Source organism: Nonomuraea candida, from assembly GCF_000725485.1.
GTDB lineage: Bacteria > Actinomycetota > Actinomycetes > Streptosporangiales > Streptosporangiaceae > Nonomuraea > Nonomuraea candida.
Map to the genome: position 1 here is coordinate 17436 of NZ_JOAG01000056.1, position 23775 is coordinate 41210.

At 73.2% G+C, this 23775-nt stretch carries 25 protein-coding genes; 10 read left to right on the forward strand and 15 right to left on the reverse strand.

What is annotated here, in order from left to right; translation table 11 throughout:
• Window positions 1–209 precede the first annotated feature (209 nt).
• From IO39_RS38255 to IO39_RS38280, 7 genes are all read right to left on the reverse strand, one after another.
• Window positions 210–986, reverse strand: a complete 777-nt coding sequence (locus tag IO39_RS38255; RefSeq protein ID WP_043634540.1) for an N-acyl homoserine lactonase family protein — start codon at window positions 984–986, stop codon at window positions 210–212.
• Window positions 983–2290, reverse strand: a complete 1308-nt coding sequence (locus IO39_RS38260) for an MFS transporter (RefSeq protein WP_157549532.1) — start codon at window positions 2288–2290, stop codon at window positions 983–985. Before IO39_RS38260 ends, IO39_RS38255 begins: the two co-directional genes overlap by 4 nt.
• 118 nt (window positions 2291–2408) lie before the next feature.
• Window positions 2409–4136, reverse strand: a complete 1728-nt coding sequence (locus IO39_RS38265; RefSeq protein WP_043634543.1) for a bifunctional sugar phosphate isomerase/epimerase/4-hydroxyphenylpyruvate dioxygenase family protein — start codon at window positions 4134–4136, stop codon at window positions 2409–2411.
• 10 nt (window positions 4137–4146) lie between these two features.
• A complete protein-coding gene (locus tag IO39_RS38270) occupies window positions 4147–4992 on the reverse strand; it encodes a shikimate dehydrogenase (RefSeq protein WP_043634546.1) in 846 nt (281 codons plus the stop codon).
• A gap of 259 nt (window positions 4993–5251) precedes the next feature.
• Window positions 5252–6397: a methyltransferase domain-containing protein gene (locus IO39_RS38275; RefSeq protein ID WP_043634548.1), complete on the reverse strand. Its 1146-nt coding sequence runs from the start codon at window positions 6395–6397 to the stop codon at window positions 5252–5254.
• Window positions 6394–6537 carry a hypothetical protein gene (locus IO39_RS55275; protein ID WP_157549534.1) on the reverse strand — a complete coding sequence of 48 codons (144 nt, stop codon included), beginning with the start codon at window positions 6535–6537 and terminating at the stop codon, window positions 6394–6396. The genes IO39_RS38275 and IO39_RS55275 overlap by 4 nt, the downstream gene beginning before the upstream one ends.
• A 149-nt stretch (window positions 6538–6686) precedes the next feature.
• A complete protein-coding gene (locus IO39_RS38280) occupies window positions 6687–7346 on the reverse strand; it encodes a class I SAM-dependent DNA methyltransferase (RefSeq protein WP_043634629.1) in 660 nt (219 codons plus the stop codon).
• Window positions 7347–7752: 406 nt separating this feature from the next.
• Here IO39_RS38280 and IO39_RS38285 point away from each other — a divergent pair, with 406 nt between their 5' ends.
• On the forward strand, window positions 7753–9330 hold the full coding sequence (locus tag IO39_RS38285; protein ID WP_084774199.1) for a right-handed parallel beta-helix repeat-containing protein: 1578 nt from the start codon (window positions 7753–7755) through the stop codon (window positions 9328–9330).
• A gap of 77 nt (window positions 9331–9407) precedes the next feature.
• Here the strand turns inward: IO39_RS38285 and IO39_RS38290 are convergent, their stop codons facing one another.
• On the reverse strand, window positions 9408–10490 hold the full coding sequence (locus IO39_RS38290; RefSeq protein WP_043634551.1) for an SGNH/GDSL hydrolase family protein: 1083 nt from the start codon (window positions 10488–10490) through the stop codon (window positions 9408–9410).
• 871 nt (window positions 10491–11361) lie between these two features.
• Here IO39_RS38290 and IO39_RS38295 point away from each other — a divergent pair.
• From IO39_RS38295 to IO39_RS38305, 3 genes are all read left to right on the forward strand, one after another.
• The gene (locus tag IO39_RS38295) at window positions 11362–12219 is read left to right on the forward strand and encodes an SAM-dependent methyltransferase (RefSeq protein WP_043634554.1); all 858 of its coding nucleotides are present in this window, start codon (window positions 11362–11364) and stop codon (window positions 12217–12219) included.
• Between the two features lie 493 nt (window positions 12220–12712).
• On the forward strand, window positions 12713–12934 hold the full coding sequence (locus IO39_RS38300; RefSeq protein WP_043634557.1) for a hypothetical protein: 222 nt from the start codon (window positions 12713–12715) through the stop codon (window positions 12932–12934).
• Window positions 12935–13165: 231 nt separating this feature from the next.
• The gene (locus IO39_RS38305; RefSeq protein WP_043634560.1) at window positions 13166–14113 is read left to right on the forward strand and encodes a hypothetical protein; all 948 of its coding nucleotides are present in this window, start codon (window positions 13166–13168) and stop codon (window positions 14111–14113) included.
• 4 nt (window positions 14114–14117) lie between these two features.
• On the opposite strand, the gene IO39_RS51385 is transcribed toward IO39_RS38305, so the two are convergent.
• Window positions 14118–14615: a GNAT family N-acetyltransferase gene (locus tag IO39_RS51385; RefSeq protein WP_052423902.1), complete on the reverse strand. Its 498-nt coding sequence runs from the start codon at window positions 14613–14615 to the stop codon at window positions 14118–14120.
• A gap of 294 nt (window positions 14616–14909) precedes the next feature.
• Between IO39_RS51385 and IO39_RS53425 the strand changes: the two genes are divergently transcribed.
• The 5 genes from IO39_RS53425 to IO39_RS38335 all read left to right on the forward strand — a co-directional run bounded on the left by IO39_RS53425 (window position 14910) and on the right by IO39_RS38335 (window position 17373).
• Window positions 14910–15128: a LuxR C-terminal-related transcriptional regulator gene (locus IO39_RS53425; RefSeq protein ID WP_439331498.1), complete on the forward strand. Its 219-nt coding sequence runs from the start codon at window positions 14910–14912 to the stop codon at window positions 15126–15128.
• 21 nt (window positions 15129–15149) lie between these two features.
• A complete protein-coding gene (locus tag IO39_RS38320; protein ID WP_043634565.1) occupies window positions 15150–15710 on the forward strand; it encodes a MarR family winged helix-turn-helix transcriptional regulator in 561 nt (186 codons plus the stop codon).
• Window positions 15707–16087 (forward strand): nuclear transport factor 2-like protein, encoded by a 381-nt coding sequence (locus tag IO39_RS38325; protein ID WP_211267317.1) that lies wholly within the window; start codon window positions 15707–15709, stop codon window positions 16085–16087. Before IO39_RS38320 ends, IO39_RS38325 begins: the two co-directional genes overlap by 4 nt.
• 258 nt (window positions 16088–16345) lie before the next feature.
• Window positions 16346–16909, forward strand: coding sequence for a DMT family transporter (locus IO39_RS38330; RefSeq protein ID WP_084774201.1), 564 nt, complete (start codon window positions 16346–16348; stop codon window positions 16907–16909).
• A gap of 2 nt (window positions 16910–16911) precedes the next feature.
• Window positions 16912–17373 carry a DMT family transporter gene (locus tag IO39_RS38335; RefSeq protein WP_043634568.1) on the forward strand — a complete coding sequence of 154 codons (462 nt, stop codon included), beginning with the start codon at window positions 16912–16914 and terminating at the stop codon, window positions 17371–17373.
• A gap of 130 nt (window positions 17374–17503) precedes the next feature.
• On the opposite strand, the gene IO39_RS38340 is transcribed toward IO39_RS38335, so the two are convergent.
• The 6 genes from IO39_RS38340 to IO39_RS38365 form a co-directional block, all read right to left on the reverse strand.
• Entirely contained in the window at window positions 17504–18163 is a 660-nt protein-coding gene (locus tag IO39_RS38340) for a response regulator (protein ID WP_043634569.1), read from the reverse strand.
• Between the two features lie 172 nt (window positions 18164–18335).
• Entirely contained in the window at window positions 18336–19562 is a 1227-nt protein-coding gene (locus IO39_RS51390; protein ID WP_052423903.1) for a sensor histidine kinase, read from the reverse strand.
• Window positions 19475–20173 (reverse strand): hypothetical protein, encoded by a 699-nt coding sequence (locus IO39_RS38350; protein ID WP_052423904.1) that lies wholly within the window; start codon window positions 20171–20173, stop codon window positions 19475–19477. Before IO39_RS38350 ends, IO39_RS51390 begins: the two co-directional genes overlap by 88 nt.
• Window positions 20170–21258 carry a hypothetical protein gene (locus IO39_RS51395; RefSeq protein ID WP_052423905.1) on the reverse strand — a complete coding sequence of 363 codons (1089 nt, stop codon included), beginning with the start codon at window positions 21256–21258 and terminating at the stop codon, window positions 20170–20172. Before IO39_RS51395 ends, IO39_RS38350 begins: the two co-directional genes overlap by 4 nt.
• A 12-nt stretch (window positions 21259–21270) precedes the next feature.
• Complete coding sequence (locus tag IO39_RS38360) at window positions 21271–21660, reverse strand: hypothetical protein (RefSeq protein WP_043634572.1); 390 nt, start codon at window positions 21658–21660, stop codon at window positions 21271–21273.
• Complete coding sequence (locus tag IO39_RS38365) at window positions 21657–22994, reverse strand: DUF8832 domain-containing protein (protein ID WP_043634575.1); 1338 nt, start codon at window positions 22992–22994, stop codon at window positions 21657–21659. Before IO39_RS38365 ends, IO39_RS38360 begins: the two co-directional genes overlap by 4 nt.
• 125 nt (window positions 22995–23119) lie before the next feature.
• Between IO39_RS38365 and IO39_RS38370 the strand changes: the two genes are divergently transcribed.
• The gene (locus tag IO39_RS38370) at window positions 23120–23692 is read left to right on the forward strand and encodes an AAA family ATPase (protein WP_052423906.1); all 573 of its coding nucleotides are present in this window, start codon (window positions 23120–23122) and stop codon (window positions 23690–23692) included.
• The last annotated feature ends 83 nt before the right edge of the window (window positions 23693–23775 follow it).

Sequence of the window (23775 nt, forward strand, 5' to 3'; positions counted from 1 at the left end):
CGCCAGTGCTCGAAGGTGAACCCGTCGCCCACCTCCTCACGGCTCCGTACGCTAACACCGGTCCGCGTGATGGTCCACATGCACCATCACGCGGTTCATCCGGCCCTCTTGCGGAGCCTCCGGGGCGCTCCCACCGTGAGGCCGTCCACGGTGCGCAGCGCAAGAACCACGGGCGGATCCACGGAATCGTCAGGCATGAAGACCAGAGGTCACGGGCTGATCAGCGCGACCTCCGGGCTCTGGCGCGGGAAACGGTCGAGCACCAGCGGGTCGTGGCCGGCGACCACCCGCCCGGGGTCGCCGGCCAGCTCGTTGACGCGGTCGAAGGCGCCGTACACGCCGGTCATGCTGTGCAGGATCGGGAAGGGGCGGTCGCCCTCGATGTTCTCGTAGAAGTGGGCGGCGTCGGAGGCCAGCACCACCCGGCCCCGGGCCGTCTCGACGCTGACCACCTGCATGCCCGCGGTGTGCCCGCCCACCAGGTGCACGCCGAGGCCGGGCACCACGGACGCGTCGCCGTCCACCACGCGCACCCGCCCGTCCTTCCGGGCGCGGGTGAGCCGGGCGAGGTCGTGGTCGTCGAGCAGCCACCGCTCGCGGGTGATGCGCCCGGCCCAGGGGCCGGTCCAGTAGTCGAGCTCGGCCCGCTGCACGACGTAGCGGGCCCGGGGGAACTCGTGGGCGGTGCCGGTGTGGTCGTAGTGCAGGTGGGTCAGCACCACGTGGTCCACCGACTCGGCGGCCACGCCCAGCTCGGCCAGGGCCTCGACCGGCGAGCAGCGGTAGTCCAGGCCGGCCACGCGCGCCGCCCGCTCCGGCGCGATGCCGGTGTCGACGACGACGGTGTGCTCGTCCGAGATCGCGGCCCACACGTAGTAGGAGGTCGGGTGCGGGCTCTCCCCGCCGGGCTGGTAGCCGTGGAAGTGCTCGCCGCGCCGGGCGTCGCGGCGCGCGTACCGCACGGCCAGCACGCGGAAGCGGCTCACGCCCTCACCGGCCCGGCGGGCCTGAGCCCGAGCCGCTCGGTCGGCACCCGGTACGTCTCCCGCCCGGTCGCGACGGCGGCCACGTTGATCAGGCACACGATCGCGGTGATGACCGAGACGCCGAGCCAGCTCCCGGGGCCGGTGCCGGCCACGGCGGTGGCCACGGTGGGCGCGAACCCGGCGATGGCGAAGCCGATCTGGGTGCCGATCGCCATGCCGGACAGCCGGACGCGGGTGGTGAACATCTCGCCGTAGAACGCCGGCCACACGGCGCTGGTGGCGCTGTGCACCACGCCGAACATGAGGATGCCGGTCACGAAGATCAGCACGTAGTCGCCGGCGGAGATCGACCACAGGTAGGCGAACATCAGCACCGCGCAGCCGAGCGAGCCGCCGATGAAGACCGGCTTGCGGCCGACCCGGTCCGACAGCCTGCCCCACAGCGGGATGGTGATCACCGCGGCGACGTTGGCCAGCACGCCCACCCACAACATCGGCGTGCGCTCCAGGCCCATGGTGTTGACCGCGTACGACAGGGCGTGCACGGTGAAGATCGTGCTGACCGAGGCGATGACGGCGGCCACGACCACGCGCAGCACGTCACGCCAGTGCTCGCGGAAGAGCACCGCCAGCGGCAGCTTCGCCACGGTGTTGGTGGCGACCTCCTGCTCGAAGGCCGGCGTCTCTTCCAGCGTGCGCCGGATGACCAGCCCGGCCACGGCCACCGCGACGCTGAGCCAGAACGGCACCCGCCAGCCCCAGCTCAGCAGCTGCTCCTCGGGCAGCGCGGCGATCGGCAGGAAGATAGCCGTGGCGATGATCTGGCCGGCCTGGGTGCCGTTGAGCGTGAAGCTGGTGTAGAAGGCGCGCCGGTCCTCGGGGGCGTGCTCCAGCGTCATGGAGTTGGCGCCGGCCTGCTCGCCGGAGACGGAGAAGCCCTGCATCAGGCGGAGCAGCACGAGCAGGACCGGCGCGAGCAGGCCGGCCTGGTCGTAGGTGGGCAGGCAGCCGACCAGGAACGTGGAGCCGCCCATCATCACCAGCGTGGTGACCAGCACCCGTTTGCGGCCGAACCGGTCGCCGATGTGCCCCAGCACGAAGGCGCCGACGGGCCTGGCCAGGTAGCCGACGCCGAACGTGGCCAGCGCGAGCAGGGTGCCCGTGGCGGGCGAGGAGGCGGGGAAGAAGATCTTGTTGAAGACCAGCGCGGCGGCGGTGCCGTAGATGAAGAAGTCGTAGTACTCCAAGGCACTGCCGATCCAGGCCGCGATGGCCGCCTTGCGTGGTTTGCCGTGCACCGTCACACTCTGCTCCTCACGGCGGCTCGGGGGGTATTGCGTGACAGGAAAACTAACTCACCGGTTCGTACATTACAAGGGTGTTACCGCGCGGATCGGGCAGCAGAACGCCGGCCAGGCGGGCCTAGCGATGGGCCGCGTGCTGCACCGCCAGCCGGATGGGCGCGTTGACGGCCCCGTAACCGCCGTAACCGCCGGTGCGCTGGACGATCTCGAAGAAGACCCGGCCCACGGTGACGGTGTAGAGGTGCAGGAACTCGCCGCCGCGCTCGTCGCGGTCGTAGAGCACGCCGAGCTCCCGCAGGGCGGGGTCCACGTCGTGGCGGGCCTCCAGGTCGTCGTAGTAGTTGGCGGGGATCGGCAGCAGCAGGCCGGGATGCTCCCGCCGCAGCCTGCGCGCCACGGCCAGGACGTCGTCGCAGGCCAGCGCCACGTGCTGCCAGGGGATGTCGGCCGCGCCGACCTGGGCCAGGTTGAGCACCATGCGGACCGAGCCGTCGCCGGTGGACATGGCCCGGCTGCGCAGCAGGCCGTACGGGTCGGGCACCTCCAGGCTCTCCTGCGGGCGCAGGCCGAGCACGCTGCGGTAGAACAGCGCGGCCTCGTCGAAGTGGTGCCACGGCTGGGTGAGCGCCACGTGGTCGATGCCGGTGATCGGGCCGGGCGCCGGCGCGGCGGGGGTGAAGTCGGCGAGCCAGGCGTCGTCGCAGAAGAAGATCTCGGTGCCATCGGGCGCGGCCACCGCCTCCAGCCTGGCATCCTCGGGAGCGCGCTCGCGGGGCAGGACCGGCGAGAGCAGCGACTCGGCCCGCTTGGCGGCGCCGGCCGGGTCGGGGCCGTCCAGGCCGATGGCCAGCAGTGCGGGGTCGGCTCCGGTGGCGTTGAGCAGCAGCCGCGCGCCGCCCTGCGCCCACAGCTCGACCGGCTTGGTGGGATGCGTGCCCGTACGCGCGAAGCCCAGCGCGCCCAGCAGCCCGCCGACCTCGCCGGTGCCCGACAGCTCGGCGAAGGCGAAGCCGGTCGGCACGGCCGGAGGCCCCTCCCCGTGCAGGCCCTGCTCCAGGGCGATGAGCGAGCGCATGCCGTCCAGCGCCGTACGCTCCACCGACGCCTGGCGGAAGACGTCGTTGAACACCTCCAGCGACAGCGGCCCCGCGTAGCCGGCGCGCAGCGCGCTGGAGACCAGCCCGGTCAGGTCGAAGTTGCCCTGCCCGGGGAAGCAGCGGTAGTGGCGGCTCCACTGCAGCACGTCCATGGCCAGCAGCGGCGCGTCGGCCAGCTGCAGGAAGAAGATCTTCTCGCCGGGGATCGCCTCGATGCCGATGGGGTCGGAGCCGCGCGAGAGGATGTGGAAGCTGTCCAGGCACACGCCCAGGTTCGGGTGGTCGGCCATGCGCACGACGCGCCAGGCGTGCAGATATTCGTTGACGTGCCGGCCCCAGGCCAGCGCTTCGTAGGCGATGCGGACGCCGTGCTCGGCGGCCCGCTCGGCCAGCAGCCGGAGCTGCCCGGCGGCCAGCTCGTCGTCGCCGATCGCGGACGGCGAGACGTTCGAGCAGACCAGCAGCAGGCCGGCGCCGAGCCGCTCCATCACCCGGAACTTGTGCTCGGCCCTGCGCAGGTTGCCCGCCAGCGTGCCGGCGTCCACCGCCTCGAAGTCGCGGAAGGGCTGGTAGAGGTCGATGCCGAGGCCGAGGTCGGCGGCCCTGGCGCGCACCTCCTCCGGTGACAGGGGGCTGGCCAGCAGGTCGTTCTCGAAGATCTCCACCCCGTCGAACCCGGCGGCGGCGATGGCCTCCAGCTTCTCGGCCAGCGTGCCGCTCACCGACACGGTGGCGATGGACTTGCGCACGGTTCCTCCTTCAGACGGCGATGAGGTCGGTCAGGTGGGCGAGCATCCGCTCGGCGTCCGGCTCGCGGCCGGTGAACAGCCGGAAGGCGTGCACGGCCTGGAAAACGACCATGCCGCCGCCGTCCAGCGTCCGGCAGCCGAGCGCCCGCGCCTGCTTGAGCAGCTCGGTCTCCAGCGGCCGGTAGACGATGTCGGCCACCCACAGGCCGGGATGGAGCAGCTCGGCGGGCAGCGGCAGGCCCGGATGGTGCGCCATCCCGGTCGGGGTCGCGTGCACCAGCCCTTCGGCCCCGGGCAGCAGCTCCGGCAGCTCGGCCGGGACCGCGTGGCGGGCGCGGCCGGCGCCGAAGCGGCCGGTCAGCTCGCCGGCGAGGGCGCGCGCCCGCGCCGGGTCGGCGTCGACCACGGTGATCCGGTCGGCGCCCATGGTGAGCAGCGCGTGCGCGACCGCGGCGCCCGCGCCGCCGGCCCCGAGCTGCACGACCCGCCGGGTGGGCGCGTCGGGCAGGCCGCGCGCGAACGACTCGGCGAAGCCCGTCCAGTCGGTGTTGTGCCCGATGGCCCGGTCGCCGTCGAACACCACGGTGTTGACCGCGCCGAGCATGCGGGCGTCCGGGGAGAGCTCGTCCAGGTGCGGGATGACCACCTGTTTGCAGGGGTGGGTGACGTTGAGCCCGTCGTAGCCGAACCGCCGCGCCGTACGGACCAGCTCGCGCACGTCCGCGCCCATCCGGTCGGTGTCGAGCAGCCGGTAGACGAGATGCAGCCCGTGGTGGACGGCCTCCTGCTCGTGCAGCGGCGGGCTCAAGGAGGGGCCGATGCCCGAGCCGATCAACCCGACCAGGAATGAATCCATCACGTCTCCCTTTCCAGCAGGTGCGACAGGCGTATGAGCGCCGGCGCGGGCACGCCGGGAACCAGGACCGCGGACCCGGCCCTCCTAATGTACGTACTAGTGAGTTAGTTTGCCAGCTTCCATCCTGCCGCCCCCTCCCCGGCACGCCGTGGGCACGGTCCGGCCGGCTACCGGCGGGATTCGAGGTCCATCACGATTGCCCGCCCACGGACCCGAGCGAGTCCGCGCCCCCGGCCCGGTCCGGCTTGCCCGACGGGGATCAGATCACGTTGTCGGGAGCGTGCAGCCACATGTGGTGGCCGTCAGGGGTGACGGTCATGCCGAACCGGTCCGGGCCGGGCTCCCCCCAGGACACCCACCGGAAGTAGGCGTCGGTGACCTCGTCCCACAGCGGGCGGTCACCCACCTGGTACACCTCGTACTCACCCGCACCGGGCCGCCACTCCACGGTGCCCCACGCGTAGGGGTCGGCCGGGTCGGACAGCCAGAGCCGGAACAGCTCGCCGTCCTCGTCCCGGTCGCCGGCGTGCACCGACGCGATGCCGGTCAGCGCGGAGATCGCCAGCCCCGCCCCGGCCGGGGCGTGGGCGACGGTGCGGGGGTCGACGAGGCTGCTCGACCAGCGCTTGTCCTCCGGCCGCCGCGCCGGCCGGGGGCGGGGCTTGCGCTGGGAGCGCATGAGCATGTACGAGGCGAAGCCGGGGAAGCGGCCGTACGCGACGCCATCCGGCGTGACGACCAGGCGCAACGCGTGGCCCGCGCCGAACCCGGGCCGGTACGGCAGGACGATCACGCCACCGGGCCGGGACTGCCGGACCCACGCGTACGGGATGTGCCGGATGCCGCAGGTGACGTGCACCCGGTCGAACGGCGCCCGCCCGGGGCAGCCGTCCGCGCCGTCGCCCACGACGAGGTGCGGGTGGACCCCGGCCGCCGCGAGGTTCTCGGCGGCCTGCCCGGCGACGGCCGCGTCCACCTCGATCGAGATCACCGCCCCGTCCGGGCCGACCAGGTGGGACAGCAGCGCCGCCGTCCAGCCGGTGCCGGTGCCGATCTCCAGCACGCGGTGCCCCGGTTCCGGGGACAGCCACTCCAGCAGGTCCGCCACGGTGCTCGGCGCGGACGCCGACGAGGTGTAGTCGCCGGCCGCCCGTCTCAGGTCGGTGGCGCCGTCGTCGAGCTGGGTGACGACGACGGTGTCGGAGTAGACGGCGGCCAGCCAGTCCCGCTCGTCGCCGTCACGGTCGATGACCCGCACACCGCCGTCACGGGAGTCCGCCAGCCCGACCGCCGGGATGAACAGTTCACGGTGTACGGCGCGAAACGCGTCGTACACCCGCTCACCGGCGGGCGAGAAGGCGCCGACCTCCCTGATCAGCGCCTCCGTCGGCTCATGGACCGTCACTTCCCACGGCCCTTACCGCCCTTGCCGCCCGCGTTGCCGTTGCCGCCGCCGTGCCGGCCTCCGCCCTGCTGATCCTTGGACGGCGGCGCCGGCTCGACCGGCTTGTCCTTCTTCTGACCGCCACTGTGCTTCCCGCCCATGTCGCCCACCCTTCGCCTTGACCACTGGAAGTAATCGTAAGGACACGATGAGGTCAACTCCATGGATGCGCCGACGGCCCTGATACCTGTGTTCCCTCAGGTCGCGGGGCGGCCGTCGCCGTTCTCCGCCGGCGGGCCGGGCGGCCTCTTCACTCCTGGGCCGTGTCGGGGTGGCGGCGGGCCATGAGGACTCCGCCGAGTCTGCTCTCGGCCGAGGTGAGGGTCATCTGCGCCTCGACGGTGAAGCCGGCCCTGTCGAGCCGGTCGGCCAGGTCCTCGGGCCGGCGGCGATGGACGCGGACGTTCATGGGATGGCCGCCGTAGCCCTGGGTGATCAGTCGGGGCCCGTCACCGACGTGGTAGGCCAGCAGCAGCGGGCCGCCGGGCCGCAGCACCCGCCGGAAGTGCGCGAACACCCGGCCGAGCGCGTCGTCGGGGACGTGGATCACCGAGTACCACGCGACCAGGCCGGCCAGCGAGGCGTCGGCCGGTTCGAGGTCCGTCATCGAGCCGACCTCGAACCGCGTCCCGGGGTGCTCACGCCGGGCCACCTCGACCATCTCCGGCGACAGGTCGATCCCGAACGCGTCCACGCCCAGCGCCCGCAGGTGGGCCGCGATCCTCCCCGAGCCGCAGCCCACGTCGGCCACCGGCCCACCGCCCGTGGCCCGCACCATGTCGGCGAACAGGCCCAGGAACGCGCGTTCGTACGGCGTCCGGTCGAGCAGATCGCGCACGTGGTCCGCGTAGCTCGCGGCGACGGTGTCGTAGGACGCGCGGGTGTCGGTCAGCCAGTCTTCAGTGATCACGGCGGACAACGATAGTCCAGGGAGGGCGGGCACACGGGCGGCTCCCGCTCCCCCGGGCTCCGGTGGAGCCCCTTCCGGATGCGGCGGGGCCTGCCGGTTCCGGCGGGGAACCTCTTCCGGCCTCGGTGCGCCGGTGGGCCGCCGTCAGTCGATGGTCGGCGGCCACGGCCGATCGAGCAAGAGGCGAGCCCGGCTCATCATGCTCGGCCCCGGCAAGAGCGGGTACAGGCGGTGCGCTGTCATCCGCCCCGAGCTGCGCGGATACCGTCGCGGCGGGCGGCCTCATGACGTGCGCTGCAACCGGGCTGCACGTTTGCAGCACGGCCGGCAGCTCCCTCTTCCCGCCCCCGCCGCACCGTGCTTGACTGGCAACCGTTTTGGAAAGCGCTTACCGAGGAGATGGGCGATGCGCCTCACAGCTGTCCTCGCGTGCGCCGGCCTGGTGGCCGGCTCCTACGCCGCGTTGTCCCCCACGACCGCGTACGCGGCGCCGGCCCGGTACGAGGCCGAGGCGTCACCGGCGGTCTGCACCGGCGCCATCGAGTCGAATTGGCCCGGCTACTCCGGCACCGGCTTCTGCAACGCCGACAACGCCGCCGGCGCCGTCGCCCAGTTCACCGTGCACGCCCCCGCCGCCGGAACCGCCACCCTCGGGATCCGCTTCGCCAACGGCACCACGACGCCCCGACCCGCCGGCCTGATCGTCAACGGCTCCACCGTACGGACCCTGTCCTTCGAAGGCACCGGCGCCTGGTCCACCTGGGTCACCAAGACCACGGCCGTCCAGCTGAACGCCGGCGCCAACACCATCAGGCTCGACCCCACCGGCTCCGGCGGCCTGCCCAACCTCGACCACCTCGACGTCGAGGCCGGCGGTCAGCAGCCGGCGACCGCACTGTACGTGGCCACCGACGGCGACGACGCCGCCCCCGGCACCCTGGCGGCCCCGCTCCGGACCATCCAGCGCGCCGTGGACCTGGCGCAGCCCGGCCACACGATCTTCATCCGCGGCGGCACGTACGCGCCGGGCACGAACATCCAGATCGTCAAGAACGGCACGCCGGCGCAGCCGATCACGATGACCGCGTACAACGGGGAACGGGTGATCATCGACGGCGAGAACATGCCGCACACGCCGGGCGCGGTCGGCTCCAGCATCCCGCGCGCCGAGCGCGGTGCCGTGCACATCGAGGGCGACCACTGGCGGCTGATCGGGCTGGAGATCGTGCACGGCCCGTACGGGATCTTCGGCCTCGACGCCGTCGGCAACGTCTTCGACCGCCTGGTCACCAGGGACAACTACGAGTCCGGGCTGCACCTCCAGGGTGCGTCCAGTGACAACCAGATCATCAACCTGGACAGCCACGGCAACCGCGACCCGCGCAAGAACGGCGAGAGCGCAGACGGCGTCGCGATCAAGGAGGGCTCCGGCGGCGGCAACGTGATCCGCGGCGCCCGGCTCTGGAACAACTCCGACGACGGCCTGGACTTCTGGATGTTCCTCGGCACGGTCACCGTGGAGTCGTCCGTGGCCTGGGGGAACGGCTTCAACCGGTGGAACCTGCCCGACTACACCGGCGACGGCAACGGTTTCAAGCTCGGCGGGGGCGACCCCGACCCGGCGGTCGGCCACGTCGTCCGCAACTCCATCGCCTACGACAACGCGGTGGACGGCTTCACCGACAACGGCAACCCGGGCCGCCTGGTGACCGACCGCAGCACCGCCTGGCGCAACGGCGGCACCGGCTTCGACTACGCCGACTCCGTGTCGGTCCTCACCAGGAACCTGTCGGTGGCGAACCGGACCCAGGTCGCGCCCGGCTCGTCGTCCCACTCGGGCAACTCCTGGAACCTCGGTGGCACCTGGACGTTCACCAGCACCGACGCGAGCGTGATCACCGGCCCGCGCGCCGCCGACGGCTCGATCCCGTCCTCCGCCTTCCTGCGCCCCGCCAACGGCGCCGACCTCGGCGCCCGCTTCTGAACGCCGTTCAGCATGCGGTCCGGCCGCATGCTGAACGCGGGCCGGCAGGGGCCGTGCGGGAGCGGCCCCTGCCGGAGTCAGGTCCGGGTCCAGCGCTGGTTGGCGGCGCCGCTGCAGGACCAGATCTGGAGCTTGACGCCGTTGGCGGTGGAGTGGCCGGGCACGTCCAGGCACTTGTTCGCGCCCACCGCGGTGATGCTGCCGTCGGCGTTGAAGCGCCACTGCTGGTTGCTCTGCCCGTTGCAGTCCCAGATGGCGACGCCGGCGCCGTCGGCGGTGCTCCGGTTGGCCACGTCCAGGCACTTGCCCCCGTAGACGCGCAGCTCACCGGCGGCGGTGGGCGTCCACTGCTGGTTGGCCTGGCCGTTGCAGTCCCAGATCTGCGCCTGCGCGCCGTTCGCCTGTGACATCCCGGAGACGTCCAGGCACCGGCCCGAGCCCACGCCTCTGATCGCGGTCGCGCCGTTGCCGGCTCCCGGCGGGCCGATGCTGCCGGGGACCGACTGAAGGGCCGCGTACCAGGCGGCGGCCATCTTGTCGTAGCCGCCGGCGCTCGGATGGACGCCGTCGAGCAGGTCGGAGGTGGTCAGCCTGCTGTGCATGTCGACCAGGTGGACGCGCTTGCCGCCGTTCACCTTGCTCTGGACGATGCCGGGGAGCGCCGCGTTGAACGTGCGCGCGGCGGCTGCCTGACCGGGGTTGGCCAGCGGGATGATGGTCGCGACGAAGACGTCCGCGTCCGGCACGGCCGCGGTGATGCGGTCGATCAGCGCGGACAGCCGTTGCGGGGCGCCGGCCACGTCGCGGTTCTGCAGGATGTCGTTGGTGCCCAGGTGGAGCAGCACCGTGCGTGGTGTGTACGTACGCAGCCAGCCGGTGATGTTCGCGTCGATCTGGTCGATCCGCCAGCCCGGGTGGCCTTCGTGGTCGTGGTCGCCCAGGCCGGCGGGCCCGTTGAACTGCGAGCCGACGAAGTCCACCGCGTAGCGGCCGCCGGCGAGGCGCTGCCACAGGCCGATCCGGTACCCGCCCGGCACCTGCGTGCCCTCGGTGATCGAGTCGCCGAGCGGCATGACCCGTACCCCGCCGTTGGACTCGGCCGCCGCCACGCCCGCCCCCATCACCGAGCCGGCCGCCAGCAACGCCACCACCGTGAGCACGGCGGCCCACCTTCGCTTCCAGGCACGCGTGCGCGCCCCCGCGCCGTCGCGTAACGGCGAGGAGGGCGGGCAGCGCTCCGACCCCTTTGACGCCGACCTCCTTGCCGCCGACCCCTTCGCTGCGGACACCGGAACCTCCCCTGTGATCAGGTCTGTCATCGCTGATGTCACCCCGGCAGCCGGCGATGACGGCCGGCTGCACCGACGCTCACAACGGCGCGACCGGCAGGAGCATGGACAGGGCGGTGACCGCCGCCACGATCAGCGCCGCCAGGGCGGCTCCGACACTCACGTACCGACTCGTACGCCGTTCATCTCGCCTCATCGTTCCGCTCCGTTGTTAGCGCTAACAAACCGCCGGAGGGTCGAGCTCCCTCTCAGGGCGATGGAAGGGATCGGCGGGACAGAGCAAATCCGAGACAGAAAGGTACTGTCAAGAGCCGGTAACTTGCGGAAGTCGCGAGAGGGAGGCGTCCGAACGCATCCCACCTCGCATTAGCCTGCCGAAGCACCTTCGACCAGCGGGAGTCTCGCCATGAAACTTTCACGCGACAGGTCCGCCCGCAGCCCTGCCGAAACTTTCCAGAAGCGCGGTCCGCAGGTCATTCCAGGAGAATCGGCATAGGAACGATGGTTGAGCGATCGAAAATTGCCATGCATTCTTGACAACTTTCGGCGCGATCCCCACACTGAGTGCCCGAAGTGATCTCTCCTATCGGCCCGGTGGGGCGCGGCAAAGGGAGCTGCCTGTGCGTCCCACCGGAGCACGGCCCGGCGCCGGCAGGTGTGTCCCGCACGGCCCTTGCCATGATCCGCCCATGGCGGCTCGCCCCCGCCTGGACCTCACCCGGTACGCCACAAGGAAGAGCGGATGACTCACAGCGACACAGGGGCGGACCCGGCGGCCCCCGCATATGCCGAGGTTCCGAGCACGAAGATCAACCCTCACATTCCCCACCCGGCCCGGATATACGACTACCTCCTGGGCGGCAAGGACAACTTCGCCGCCGACCGCAAGGCCGCCGAGGCGCTCGTCGAGGTGTCACCGGGCACGCGCGAGGGCGTGCGCGCGCATCGCGCCTTCCTGGGCCGGGCCGTGCGGCACCTGGCGGCCGAAGCCGGCATCACCCAGTTCCTGGACATCGGCACCGGAATCCCCACCCAGGACAACACCCACACGATCGCCCAGGAGGCCGTGCCCGAGGCCCGCGTGGCCTACGTGGACAACGACCCGATCGTCCTGGTGCACGGCCGTGCCCTGCTGACCGGCGACCCGGCGGGCATGACCGACATGATCGAGGCGGACCTGCGGCAGCCGGAGAAGATCCTGGCCGACCCCGCCGTCCGGCGCGTGATCGACTTCACCCGTCCCGTGGCCGTCATCCTGGCGGGGGTCATGCACTTCATCACCGACGAGGAGGACCCGTACGGGCTGGTCGAGCAGCTCAAGGCCGCGGTGCCCGGCGGCAGCCGCCTCCTGCTGTCGCACGTCACCCTCGACTTCGCCGACCAGGTGCGCCGCGAGGACTTCACCAAGCCGTACGACAACAGCTCCGCCCCCATGGTGCCGCGCACCCACGGCGAGGTCCTGCGCTTCTTCGACGGCTGGGACCTGGTGGACCCGGGCCTGGTCGAGGTGGTGACCTGGCGGCCGGACCCCGTGGAGTACCAGGAACACATCCCCGGCGGCCACGCCTGGGCCTACGGCGGTCTCGCGATCAAGCCTTGAGCACGCAGACCGCCTCCCCGGCTCCCCGGCAGAGGCGGCGTGCAGAGGCGGCGTGCAGAGGCCGCGTGCGGTGACGGCGTGCGGTGACGGTCGCGCCGTCAGCCGCGCCGTCGGTCCGCCGTCCGGCGGCTCCAGGTCGCCGCGCGCGCCCGGATCTCCGCGGCGGGGGGCCGGATTGAGGCGCTGACCTGGGGCTCCGTTAGGATGAGTGCGGTCTCGTCCCCGTACGGCCGCCGGGCCTGGCCCTTGTGCGGCTGGTGCCCGAAGCCCCGCGTGAGGCCGATGGTCGCGCCGGGTTCTCGTGAGCGGGGAGAGCATCGCGGCAAACCTCTCCGGCGCCAAGGATGATCGGCGAGGTGGCAAAGATCCGGCCAAACGGCGGCGGGCCGCCGGGGTGTGGGCGGGTGACGAACCTAGACTCATGCCATCGAACCCCTCGATGACCGCTGAACCCATCAATAACGCCGCCACGTGGGCGGTTGGAGTCGTCCCAGTGATCACGGCAATCCTCTTCGGAATCGCGGCCGTCTCGGCCCTGGAAATCGTTCTCTTCCTGGCTCTGCTCGCCCTGGTAGGCGCGGAGCTCGGCTCGTTCCTGCGCCGCCACCCGCACGGGGCCGCCGGCGCCCTGGCCGACCTGGCCGCCAGAGCTCGGGGGCACCTGCTCCTCGCGCGGAACGCCGTCGGGCGGCGCTGGGGATCGCACAGCAGGTAGCCGGGCACGCCGGGTCATCGGCCGGGGTCGCGCCGGCCGTGCCCGGCGGGGTGCGGGGGATCGGGCCGGGGCGGGCCGGCGAGCTGACGAGATCCGCCTCGGTCGCCGCTTGCGGCCGGGGTCATCGAGCAGGCCGGGCGAGGACCGGCGTCCTCGCGTGCCCGTGGCGGTCGTGAGCCCGCGGTCGCTCTCGTCAAAAGTACAGATCAAGAAGGGGACTGGTCCGGGGGCATGGGCGACGTTCAGCGGAAGTTCGAGTTGACCGGGCCGCAGATCGCGGGCAGCGCACTGGCCGCGCTGACCGCCGCGGTCGCGGCCTCGTATCTCGGGGTCGCCGGTACGGTGATCGGCGCGGCGCTGGTCAGTGCCTGCACCACGGTGGGCACCGCCGTCTACACGCACTACCTCGCGCGCACCGGGGAGAAGGTCCGCCTGCACACGGTGAAGACCCGGCGGGAACACCCCGCCGCGGAGCCGGAACACGACGGGTCTTCCGCCCTGGTGGAGGCCGCGACCGGGGAGCGCTCCATCCCGGCGGAGGCCGCGGTCGGCGGACGGCGCATTCCGGCGGCGGAGGCGGTGAGCGGGGCGCCGGACACGGTGGGAGCGGCGTCGGGCAGGAGGCTGCCGTGGGCCAGGGTGGCCGTCGCGGCGGGGCTGGTGTTCGCCATCAGCATGGGCGGCATCCTGGCGTACCAGACCGTGGCCGATCGGACCGTGGCCGAGCAGCTCACCGGCGGGCCCGCGCGCAAGGCCGCCCGGACCAAGCCGGCGGCCGACCGGGACAAGGGCGCCGAGCCCGGAGGTCCCGCCCGCCCGACGCGCACGGCGTCCGTCCTCCTGTCGGACCGGTCCCCGGGCCCGTCGGCCACGCCGGCCCCCAGCTCGGTGCTCACGCCGGCGCCGTCGGCGACCCCGGCGGTCTCGTCGCCGGTCACGCCGGCCGGCGAGCCCGCTCCCGTGCCCACGGCGACGGCCCCGGCCGGCGCCTCTCCCTCCACCGGCGCCGGCGCGTCGTCGTCGCCCGCCGGCGGCTCACCGGACGAGGCCACGGCGCCACACTCCCCGGCCCCGAGCCAGGGCCTCACCGGCGCGGCACCGGGCCCGCCACCCGCCGACCGGACCGGCAACCGCACGACACCCCCCTGCCGCCCGGTCACCACCGCACCGGGCTGCTGACCCCTCACAAGGGCTGTTCCAGGGCGTGGCGCATGGGCGTGAACCCGGCGGCCCGGTAGAAGGCCGCCGCATCCTGATTGAAGTCCCAAACGTCCGTGAGCAGACGCGAGCATCCGGCGTTCCTGGCCGCCGTACGCACCGCCTCGACCAGCGCGGTGCCGACGCCTGCCCGGAGCGCGGTGGGTGCGACGGCCAGGTGCTCCAGGACGGCGAAGTTCCTCGGCCGCATGAGGGCGTCGCCCGGCCGCTCGACGAGGAGCATCATGGCGTATCCGGCGGGACGGTCCGACATGGAGGCGATGAACACCTGACGGTCCGCACCGGCCAGGTGCTCCGCGAAGATCGCGGCCACCTCGCCCGGGTCGGGGTCGGAGCGGAAGATGTCCGGCCGGTTCTGCGCGTGCCCGGCGTGGACGAAGTCGTTGAGCTGGGCCAGCAGGCCGGCGTCGGCGGCCGTGGCGAGGCGGATGACGACCGAGGACAGGCGTGGAGACAAGGTCATGGAATGATCATGGCGCGGATCTCCGTGCCGGGCGTCCGGGTCTGCACGGTTCCCGCGTGAAGCAGCCGGGACGGACGTTCCGGGTCCTCAGGGTTCCTCCCCTGAAGCAGCCGAGCCGCGCGTCCGTGTGTCTTCGGGTTTCGGGTGAGGTGGGGGCGTGGGGGCTAGCGCAGTTTGGTCGTGCGGATGGCGAGGAGGGTGACGGCGACGGCGGCCGCGGTGAGGCCGGTGGCCGGGAGCAGGAGCGGGGCCGCGTCGGCGGCGGCGGGGCTGCTCACCGCGCGGGAACGTGACGTGCTGGCCCTGATCGCCGAAGGGCTGACCAACCGGGAGATCTGTGACCGTCTCAGCCTGTCGATGCCGACCGTCAAGACCCACGTCGGCAACCTGAATCGCCAAGACCGGCGCCCGGGACCGCGTTCAGCTCGTCCTGTTCGCCCTCCGGACCGGGTTCGCCACGGTCTGAAGCCCCCCGCGTTGTGGAACACCCCTGTTGCCGAGATATGGAAGTAGGTACTAATCTGCCTGTTAATTATGAATGACGTACATATTTACGAACATGACCAGGACGGGCTCCTCTACGATCCGCGGGCCAGGGCCGCGATGGGGCGGTTCGCCGAGGGTGAGGCCGATCTGCCCGCCTTCGAGGCCGCCGCCGCCCTGCGCACCGCCTATCACGCCGTCGAACGGATGCGCGCGCACGGCTCGGAAGGCCGGGGCGTCAGCGCGGGCGCCCTCGACGTGCTGATCCGGCTCAGCGCGACCGAACGGGGCATCAGCATCGGCGACCTCGCCCGCGCCGCCGGGGTCAGCTCCCGCAACGTCACCGGCCTGGTGGACACCTTGGAGCGCGACGGGCTGGCCCGCCGCGTCCCCGACCCCAAGGACCGGCGGTCGGTGCTGGCCGAGATCACGCCTGCCGGGCGGGCGTGGGTCGAGGCGTTCCGCAAACCCTCGCAACTGGCGATGCGGGCGATGTTCCGGGGCTTCTCGCCGGAAGATGTGCTCACCTTCCGCGATCTGTGCCTGCGGCTGGCCGCCAACCAGCAGCGCCTCGCGGACCACCTCCGCCAGACCGGGTCGTCCCGGCCGTGACCCTGACCGCGCGGGACCAGACCCGCCGCACCGTCCGCGGCTACCACGAGGCCCGCTTCCGCGGCGACATCGCCGCGGCCGCGGCCCACGTGGGTGAGCCGTTCCGCTTCCAGAGCCCGTTCATCGACTCCGGCGACCGGGCGGGGCATCTGGCCACGTTGCCGGGCTTCGTGTCGATCGTGACCGGGGTCGATCTCATCAGCGAGCTGTACGGCGACGCCGAGGCGACGCTCGTCTACGACGTGCACACCGCCACGCCGGCCGGCACGCAACGCACCGCCGAGCACTTCCGCCTGACGGACGGCAAGATCGTCGCGATCACGCTGATCTTCGACGCCGCGCCGTGGCAGTCGATGAGAGCCCACATCGAACCTTGAGGCACGCCACCTCGACCGGGCGAGCGGGGACACTCCCCCTCGCCCGGAGCGGACAGAGATACTCGCCTCTCCTCCGGAACGGACGGAGGTACCCGCCTCTCCCCCGGAGCAGCCAGAGGTACTCTCCCGGCTCGCCCGCCCCGCCCGAAGGTACTCCCCCTCGGCGGGGCGGGCGGGGTGACCGAGGGCCCGGAATTCCCGGCTTTGCCCGCTTGGTTTACGGTAAATCCCTTGAAGCCGGCTGCCGGAAAGGACGTCATGAATCACCGGACCGTGCCCGATCCCGGCGGGACGCACGCCGGCGGCCCACGCGCGCTCGACTGGTCGCTCGCGATCGCCGGTGGTGTGCTGCTCACGCTGATGACCCAGGCCAACGCCGTGCTCGCCGAGCACACCGACGCCCTGTACGCCTCCTGGGCCGCGCACGCGATCGGGGCCGTGGTGGCGTTCGTCCTGGTGGCGACCGTCGCCCGCCGTACCCCACCCGCCACCCCGCCGGCCCCTCCCGGCTCGTCGGCCGCCGCACAGACCGCCACCCCGCCCGCCGCTCCGGGGCCGGGCGGGGGCCGTATGCCGCGCTGGTACTACCTGGGCGGCATTCCCGGGGCCCTCGTCGTCGTCCTGTCGGCCGTGGCCGTCAACAGCGAGCTCGCCCTGGCCGGCACCATCGCGCTGATGCTCACCGGCCAGGTCCTCTTCGGCACGGTCTCCGATCACCTGGGCCTGCTCCACACTCCCAGACGCCGCGTGAAGCCCATGGACCTGGCTGTGGCCGGCTGCGTGCTCGCGGGCAGCGTCCTCATCGTCCTCGGCGGAGCGTGACCATGCTCTTCTTCGTCGTCCTGGCGCTGCTCAACGGAGTCCTCATCGGCGTCAGCCGTACGGTCAACGGGCGGCTCAGCACCAGGAAGGGCGCGTTCCGCGCGTCCGTCTGGAACCACGTCGTGGGCTTCGCCTTCCTGAGCGCGATCCTGCTCGTCCTGCGCACCTGGCCGGACGTCACGGACGCGCCCGTCGCCGCCTACGCGGGCGGGGTGTTCGGCGCCCTGTTCGTCGCGGTCAACAGCCACGTGTTCCCCCGGCTCGGGGCGATGAGCGCCTCCGTGCTGGTGATCAGCGGGCAGGTGCTGTCCGCCGTGGTCATCGACTGCGTCCAGCAGCGCGCCTTGCCGGCGCCGGTCCGGCTGGCCGGCGTGGCGCTCGTGCTCCTGGGGCTCGCGCTGCCCCGGTTGTCGGCCCGGCTCCGGCAGAGCGAGCCCTGCCCGGACCCGTCCGGCCCGAACTGATCGCCCGTACGGCCGGCCCGGATCGCCAGCGGAACGGCGGGAGCCCGTACAACCGGGCCTGGTCACCAGCGGAACGGCGGGAGCCCCGTTCGGCCGGCCCGGGGCACCAGCGGTACGGCTGGCACGAGGCTCAGGACAGGCGCAGGCCGCGCAGCCGGGTCCAGGACAGCAGCACGTGCACCCGGTCCGGCAGGCCCAGCTTGGCCAGGATGCTCGACACGTGCACCTTCACGGTGTAGCGGCTGATGACGAGCCGGCGGGCGATCTCGTCGTTCGACAGCCCCTCGGCGATCAGCTCGCACACCTCCCGCTCCCGCTCGGTGAGCCGGTCAGCCGCCGCGAGCAGGGCCCTGTCGGCGTCGGTGGGCAGGGTGGGCTGTAGCGCCTCGATCATCCGGGTCGTCGCCTCGGGCGCCAGCACCGACTGGCCGGCGGCGACGATCCTGATGCCGTCGCGGATGCGCTCGCCCGGCGCGTCCTTGAGCAGGAAGCCGCTGGCCCCGGCCTGCAACCCGGCGTAGACGTAGCTGTCCAGGTCGTACGTGGTGAGAATGAGCACCCGGCTGTGCCCGCCGGCGATGCGGCGGGTGGCCTCGATGCCGTCCATGCCGGGCAGCCGGATGTCCATGAGCACCACGTCGGGGCGGTGCTCCGCGACGGCGGCCACGGCGGCGGCGCCGTCGCCCACGGCGGCCACCACGGTCAGGTCGTCCGCCGCCCCGACCAGGCGGACCAGCGCCTCGCGGAGCAACTGCTCGTCGTCACAGACGAGGACGCGAATGGCGGTCACGACGCCTCCCGGAGCAGCGGCGTCCCGTAGGTCACAAGCCCTCCCCAGCGGCGTCGCCCGGCGTCACGGAGACTTCCCCCAGCGGCGGCGTCACCCCACGTCACGAGACCTCCCCCAGCGGCGGCATCACCCCACGTCACGAGACCTCCCGCAACGGCGGCATCACCCCACGTCACGAGACCTCCCGCAGCGGGAGCGTCGCGCGCACCTCGAACCGTTCGCGCCCCGCCGTCACGTCCACGGTGCCGCCGAGGAGCCCGACGCGTTCCCGCATGCCGATCAGTCCCACCCCGCCGTGGCCCCCGCCGGCGGGGGCCACGGCGGGCACGTCGTTGGCGACCGTTACCGTCAGGCGGGTGGCGGTGTAGTCGAGCGACACGCGCACGTCCACCGGCCCGGCGTGCTTGGTGACGTTGGTCAGCGCCTCCTGGACGACGCGGTAGGCGGCCAGCTCGATGCTGGTGTCGACCTGGCGTACGTCGCCCGAGCGGATCAGCGTCGCCCGCGGCCCGCCCGGCGGGATGGCCGCCACCAGGGCGTCGAGCTGGTCCAGCCGCGGCGGCGGGGCGAGCGGGTCGTGCCCAGGCGGCGCCTGCCTGAGCACGCCGAGCAGCCGCCGCAGCTCGGCGAGGGACTCCCTGCCGGTACGGGCCACCCGCCGCAGCGTCTCCTCCATGTCGTCGCGGGTGTCCGCGCCGGCCTCCGCGTCCACCACCATGGTGGTGACCGAGTGGTTGAGGATGTCGTGCAGCTCCCTGGCCAGCAGGGTCCGCTCGCGTTCGGCCGCGCGGCGCTCGGCCAGCTCGCGTTCGGCCTCCAGCCGCCGGGAACGGGCCTGCAGCTCGTGGATGCGGTCGCGGCGGCGGCCGTCCACGCGTCCCATGGCCCAGAACCCGACGACGAGCACCGCCGCCACCGCGTACACGGCGACCACCCGCAGGTGGTCACCGAGGGACACCAGCGTGACCGGCAGGCCGGCGCCCAGCAGCGCCAGCACCGCCGCGACGCCGAGCACCCGGTGGCCGCTGCGGCCCCAGGCCCCGAGGCGGGACGCGGCGACCAGCGGCGCCACCAGGACGGGCATCTTGACCAGGATCAGCGCCAGCTCCAGGGCGACGGTCACCGCCAGCGCGGCGAGCGGGAAGCGGCGCGAGCACATCAGCGCCGCCGTCTGCGCGCCCGCCAGCGCCAGCTGCACGCCCGGCTCGCCGCCGGGCACGAGCAGCCAGGCGACCAGCGGCGGCAGCAGGGCGGGCAGATTCTCGCCCAGCCACTCCAGCCCGGTCTCCCGCCGCGCCGGATCCCTCTCGCTCAGCCACTCCAGCCCGGCTTCACGCCGCGCCGGATCCCCCTCGTACGCATCCAGCCGGCCCCCACCAGCACCGCCACCGGCGCCCACGGCAGCAGCGCGATCGTCCAGCTCACCGCGAGCGGCGGGCCGGGCTGGCCGATCGCCTGCACCGGCAGGACCCCCGTCGAGGTCGTGCCCGCTCTCTCCACGACGAACTCGAACCGCCATGTGCCCTCCTCCGGCAGTGAGACGACGTCCAGCCCCCAGACCCGCTCCGCGCGGGGATGCCGCGGCAGCACGATGGCATCGCCGCGGCGCTGCAGGACGATGCCCTTCAGCCCCTTGCGGTCGCCGCTGGGCGACACGGTCGTGACCAGGCCGGTGCGCCCCTCGATGCCGCCCGCCGGCTCGAAGGTGAAGTCGAGGGACTGCAGGGCGCGGACCGGCCACTCCGTGAACCCTACGGTGATCGGCGCCCCGTCGCTCATGGGCACGGTCTCGGTGTGCACGATCTCACCCGGCAGCGGCGGCGCCGCGGCCGGCTCCGGGGCTGCGGTGGCCGGCCCCGGGGACGGGGCTGCGGTAACCGGCCCCGGGGACGGGGCGGCGGCGGCCGGCCCCGCGAGGGTCAGCACGGCCGGCGCCGCGACCAGGATCGCGGCCAGGATCGCGACCAGGGCCGCCGTCCCGGTCGTCAGGGCCGTCAGGGCGCGCCTCATGCCGCCACCGCCCGGGGAACGGCGAGGCCGCGCTCGCCGAACCGGCGCAGCAGGACGGCGCACTGCCAGCCCAGCCATCCCGCCCCCGCGCCCAGGGCCGTCACGGCGGCCAGGGTGACGGCCAGGTTCATCTCCAGCAGGCCGAGCCCGCCGTAGAAGAGCGCGGTGTTGATCCCGGCCAGCGCGCCGGCCGCCATCGCGATCCGCACCGGGCTCACCGCGCGCCGGACCGCCCACGCCGTCATGCCGCCGGCCAGCAGCGCGATGAGCGGATAGGTGACCGGGAACCCGATCAGCGCCTGCGGCATGTTGGCGGCGTAGTCGCGCATCGGCTGGCCGATCGCCTCGGCGTACCATCGGGTGGCGGCCGGGGCGAACAGCGACAGGCCGCCCTGGACGAGCACGAACGTCAGCCCCGTCGCGGCGGGCCAGTGCCAGGACCGGGTCAGGCCGATGACCAGGCTCAGGATGAGCGCCGCCGCCGCGCCCAGGCCGAGGACGCGCGGCGCCACCCCGGGCAGCCACGCGAAGATCATCTCCGACACCATGCCGAAGGCCGAGGTCGAGCCGAGAGTGGCCAGGCCGACGGCCAGGGCCAGGCCCCAGCGTTCGGCGCGGGTGCGCCGCAGCACGGCGAACGCCATGATCATGGCGAAGATCTCGACCTGGATGGACAGCCCGAGCCCGAAGTGCGACGGCGTGGTCCCGGCGGCGATGTCGAAGCCGTAGACCTCGTGCCACCACAGGTCGGAGCCGGCGTACAGGAGGTTGCCGGCGGCGCCCAGCCCGCCCACCAGGAACGGCCACGGCGCCCGGAACGTGCGCAGCACCGTCACCGAGGGCGTGGTGGTGGCGGGCCCGCGCGCCCAGGTGGCGCGCAGCACCACCGTCAGGCAGGTGAGGCCGATGATGCCGGTGCCGGCGTAGAGGAGCAGGTGGGGGGCGGTCCAGAAGTCGTCGGGCCCGACGTCGCCGTGCCACTGCCCGTCCCAGACCATCCCGGTCAGTAACGTGGCGTAGCCGAGGAGCAGGAACCAGGCGCCGGTGACCTCGCGGCGGGGGATGTGCGGACGTTCGGAAGGCACGGGAAATCTCTCCTAATCTACGACGAGTGTGGTGACTTTGATGACGTCGGTGCCCGAGGCGCCGTGCACGCGGACGCCGATCTCCCAGGCGCCCGTCATGGTGAACAGCTCGCCGCGGGCCACGTAGCGGCCCGGCCCGTCGGGCCGGGCCCGGAGCTCGGGGGTGGTGTGTCCCATGTGCGGCATCACCGCGAAGATCGAGACCTCCGCCGGGGAGGCCGGGTGGAGCTCGACGCGCGCTTCGAGGGGGCCGGGCCGGGGCTCCAGGCGCAGCACGACGGCGTGGCGGTCGCTCCGGCCGCGCAGCTCGGCCGGTTCGGGGGCGGGGCCGCCTAGGAGGAGCCAGGCGATGCCGGCCGCGATCAGCAGCGCGGGCAGCAGGACGTACCGGCGGCGCCTCATCGTCCGCTCCCGTCCGCGGCGACCTCGATGACGTGGGGCACGGTGACGATCCGGTAGTCCTGGGCGTACTGGATCCAGAGCAGGTAGCGGCCCGGGCGGGGGAAGCTGAAGACGAACTCCAGCCGGGGCCCGTAGCGGGCGACCGACTCGTCCGGTGGCCGGGCGGCGGCGGCGTCGGCCATGGAGCGGGCCTCGTGGACGTGGCCGAGGTAGCCGCCGTCCTGGCTGCGCAGGATCAGGTGGCCCGCCATGCCGAGCCAGGGGCGCAGGGCGGCGCCGGTGTCGTACGTGAGGCGGAGCGGCCGTCCGGCCACCGGGCGCGCGGGCTCGGTCACCGGCGCGCCGGCGGGAACCGCCGCCGGATTCTCCCCCGGGTTCTCCCCCGGGTCGCGGTCGCCGGGGCCGGGCACGGTGAACGTGCCCGAGACGAGCTGGCCGCCCGCGCCGGCGCGTTCGAACTCGACGTGCACGAGGTGCCGGCCCGGCCGCTCGGCGCGCAGCCGCACCTCATAGACGCCCGGCGCGGTCCTGATCGGGTGCACGTGCCGGAAGAAGCGTCCGTCGCCGCTGGTCACGACGAGGTGCGTCAGGGCGGCGTGGTGCTCGGCCAGGTCGTCCGCCGGGCCCCCGGTGGAGCCGTCGAACAGCGTCACCCGCAGCCGGTAGTCCGAGCGGAGGGCGGGCCGCTCCGGCGTCACCTCCACCAGCGGTTGCGCGTTCGGGCGGGTGAGCGTGCCGGGGTCCGGGGCCCCCTCGGGCGCGAACCAGGGCGAGATCGCCCCGGTGGTGAACGCCACGACGATCGCCACCGCGAACGTTCCCGCGAAGCCCGCCGCCGCGCCCCTGCGCCGCAGCGCCGCGCTCGCCAGCGCGCCGAGCAGCGCCACCGCGCCGCACGCGAAGGCCGCGTACACGACGACCTCCCAGCGTGGCGTGCGCGGCACCAGCAGGGTGAACGGCAGCACCGACCGTTCCCCGCCCGCCCGCACCTCCAGCTCGTGCGGTCCCACCCTCCCGGCGCGCAGGACTGCCGGGTACATGCCGGGCCGCCCCGCCTCGATCCGTACGGAGGCCGCGGACGTCCCGCCGTCCTCGACGGAGCGGACGGCCAGCTCGACCGGCCCGCCCTTCCCCGGGTCGTGCGCCACCACGTCGACCCGCAGCGGAGCCGGCACCCGGAGGCTCGCCCGGACCACGACGGTGAGCTCCATGCCGGCGATCGTCTGCGCGAACCGCGCGTCGGCCTTGGCGTCCCGGCCGTGCGCGGCGGCTGGGGACGCCCAGGCGAGCAGGGCCACCAGGGCGAGCAGGACCGGGGTCAGACGGTTGATCACGGCCCCGAGCGTAGGATCGGCCCCTCCCCCACCACATCGCCCACCGGCACTGACCTGCCTAGTCCCCCGGAACTACCGCCCCCGTCCCGCCACCGCGCGCCGCGGCGGCCCGGTACCGTCGTACGGTGCTCACTGGCTCTCCGGACACGGTCCTGGTCGTCATCCGCGGCAACTCCGGCTCGGGCAAGTCCACCGTGGCCCGGGCCGTGCGGGAAGCGTACGGCCGGCGCGGCCTGGCCCTGATCTCCCAGGACGTGGTGCGCCGCGAGATCCTGCGGGAGAAGGACGAGCCGGGCGGTGTGAACATCGGGCTGCTCGACGTCATGTGCCGGCACGCCCTGGACGCCGGCTACCACGTCCTGCTGGAGGGCATCCTCGCCCGGAGCCGTTACGGCGAGATGCTGCGGGGGCTGTTCCGCGACCACCGGGGCACCAGCCACGCCTACTACCTGGACGTCTCCTGGGAGGAGACGCTCCGCAGGCACGAGACGCGGCCCCAGCGCACCCGGTTCGGCCCCGACGACATGCGGCAGTGGTACCTGGAGCGGGACGTCCTTACCGGCGTGGCGGAGACGGTCGTCGACGAGAGCAGCACCCTGGCCGGGACTGTCGGGCTCATCGGCCGGCACACCGGTCTGACGGCCGCCGCGGCGCCCCGGCCGCTCGCCGGTGGCCGGGGCGCCGGGGCTTGGCCCTGAGGGCGGGGTGAGGCCGGCGGGCCCTGTGGGTGGGGTGAGGCCGGCGGGCCCTGTGGGTGGGGTGAGGTCAGCGGGCCATGCCG

What these genes read in the sequence shown, in the direction of transcription:
- IO39_RS38335 (WP_043634568.1), top strand. Translation starts at nt 16,912, where the DNA reads ATGCTCTTCTTCGTCGTCCTGGCGCTGCTCAACGGAGTCCTCATCGGC.
- IO39_RS38285 (WP_084774199.1), top strand. Translation starts at nt 7,753, where the DNA reads ATGCGCCTCACAGCTGTCCTCGCGTGCGCCGGCCTGGTGGCCGGCTCC.
- IO39_RS38350 (WP_052423904.1), bottom strand. Translation starts at nt 20,173, where the DNA reads ATGAGGCGCGCCCTGACGGCCCTGACGACCGGGACGGCGGCCCTGGTC.
- IO39_RS38330 (WP_084774201.1), top strand. Translation starts at nt 16,346, where the DNA reads ATGAATCACCGGACCGTGCCCGATCCCGGCGGGACGCACGCCGGCGGC.
- IO39_RS38270 (WP_043634546.1), bottom strand. Translation starts at nt 4,992, where the DNA reads ATGGATTCATTCCTGGTCGGGTTGATCGGCTCGGGCATCGGCCCCTCC.
- IO39_RS55275 (WP_157549534.1), bottom strand. Translation starts at nt 6,537, where the DNA reads ATGGGCGGGAAGCACAGTGGCGGTCAGAAGAAGGACAAGCCGGTCGAG.
- IO39_RS38295 (WP_043634554.1), top strand. Translation starts at nt 11,362, where the DNA reads ATGACTCACAGCGACACAGGGGCGGACCCGGCGGCCCCCGCATATGCC.
- IO39_RS38305 (WP_043634560.1), top strand. Translation starts at nt 13,166, where the DNA reads ATGGGCGACGTTCAGCGGAAGTTCGAGTTGACCGGGCCGCAGATCGCG.
- IO39_RS38320 (WP_043634565.1), top strand. Translation starts at nt 15,150, where the DNA reads ATGAATGACGTACATATTTACGAACATGACCAGGACGGGCTCCTCTAC.
- IO39_RS51385 (WP_052423902.1), bottom strand. Translation starts at nt 14,615, where the DNA reads ATGACCTTGTCTCCACGCCTGTCCTCGGTCGTCATCCGCCTCGCCACG.
- IO39_RS38360 (WP_043634572.1), bottom strand. Translation starts at nt 21,660, where the DNA reads ATGAGGCGCCGCCGGTACGTCCTGCTGCCCGCGCTGCTGATCGCGGCC.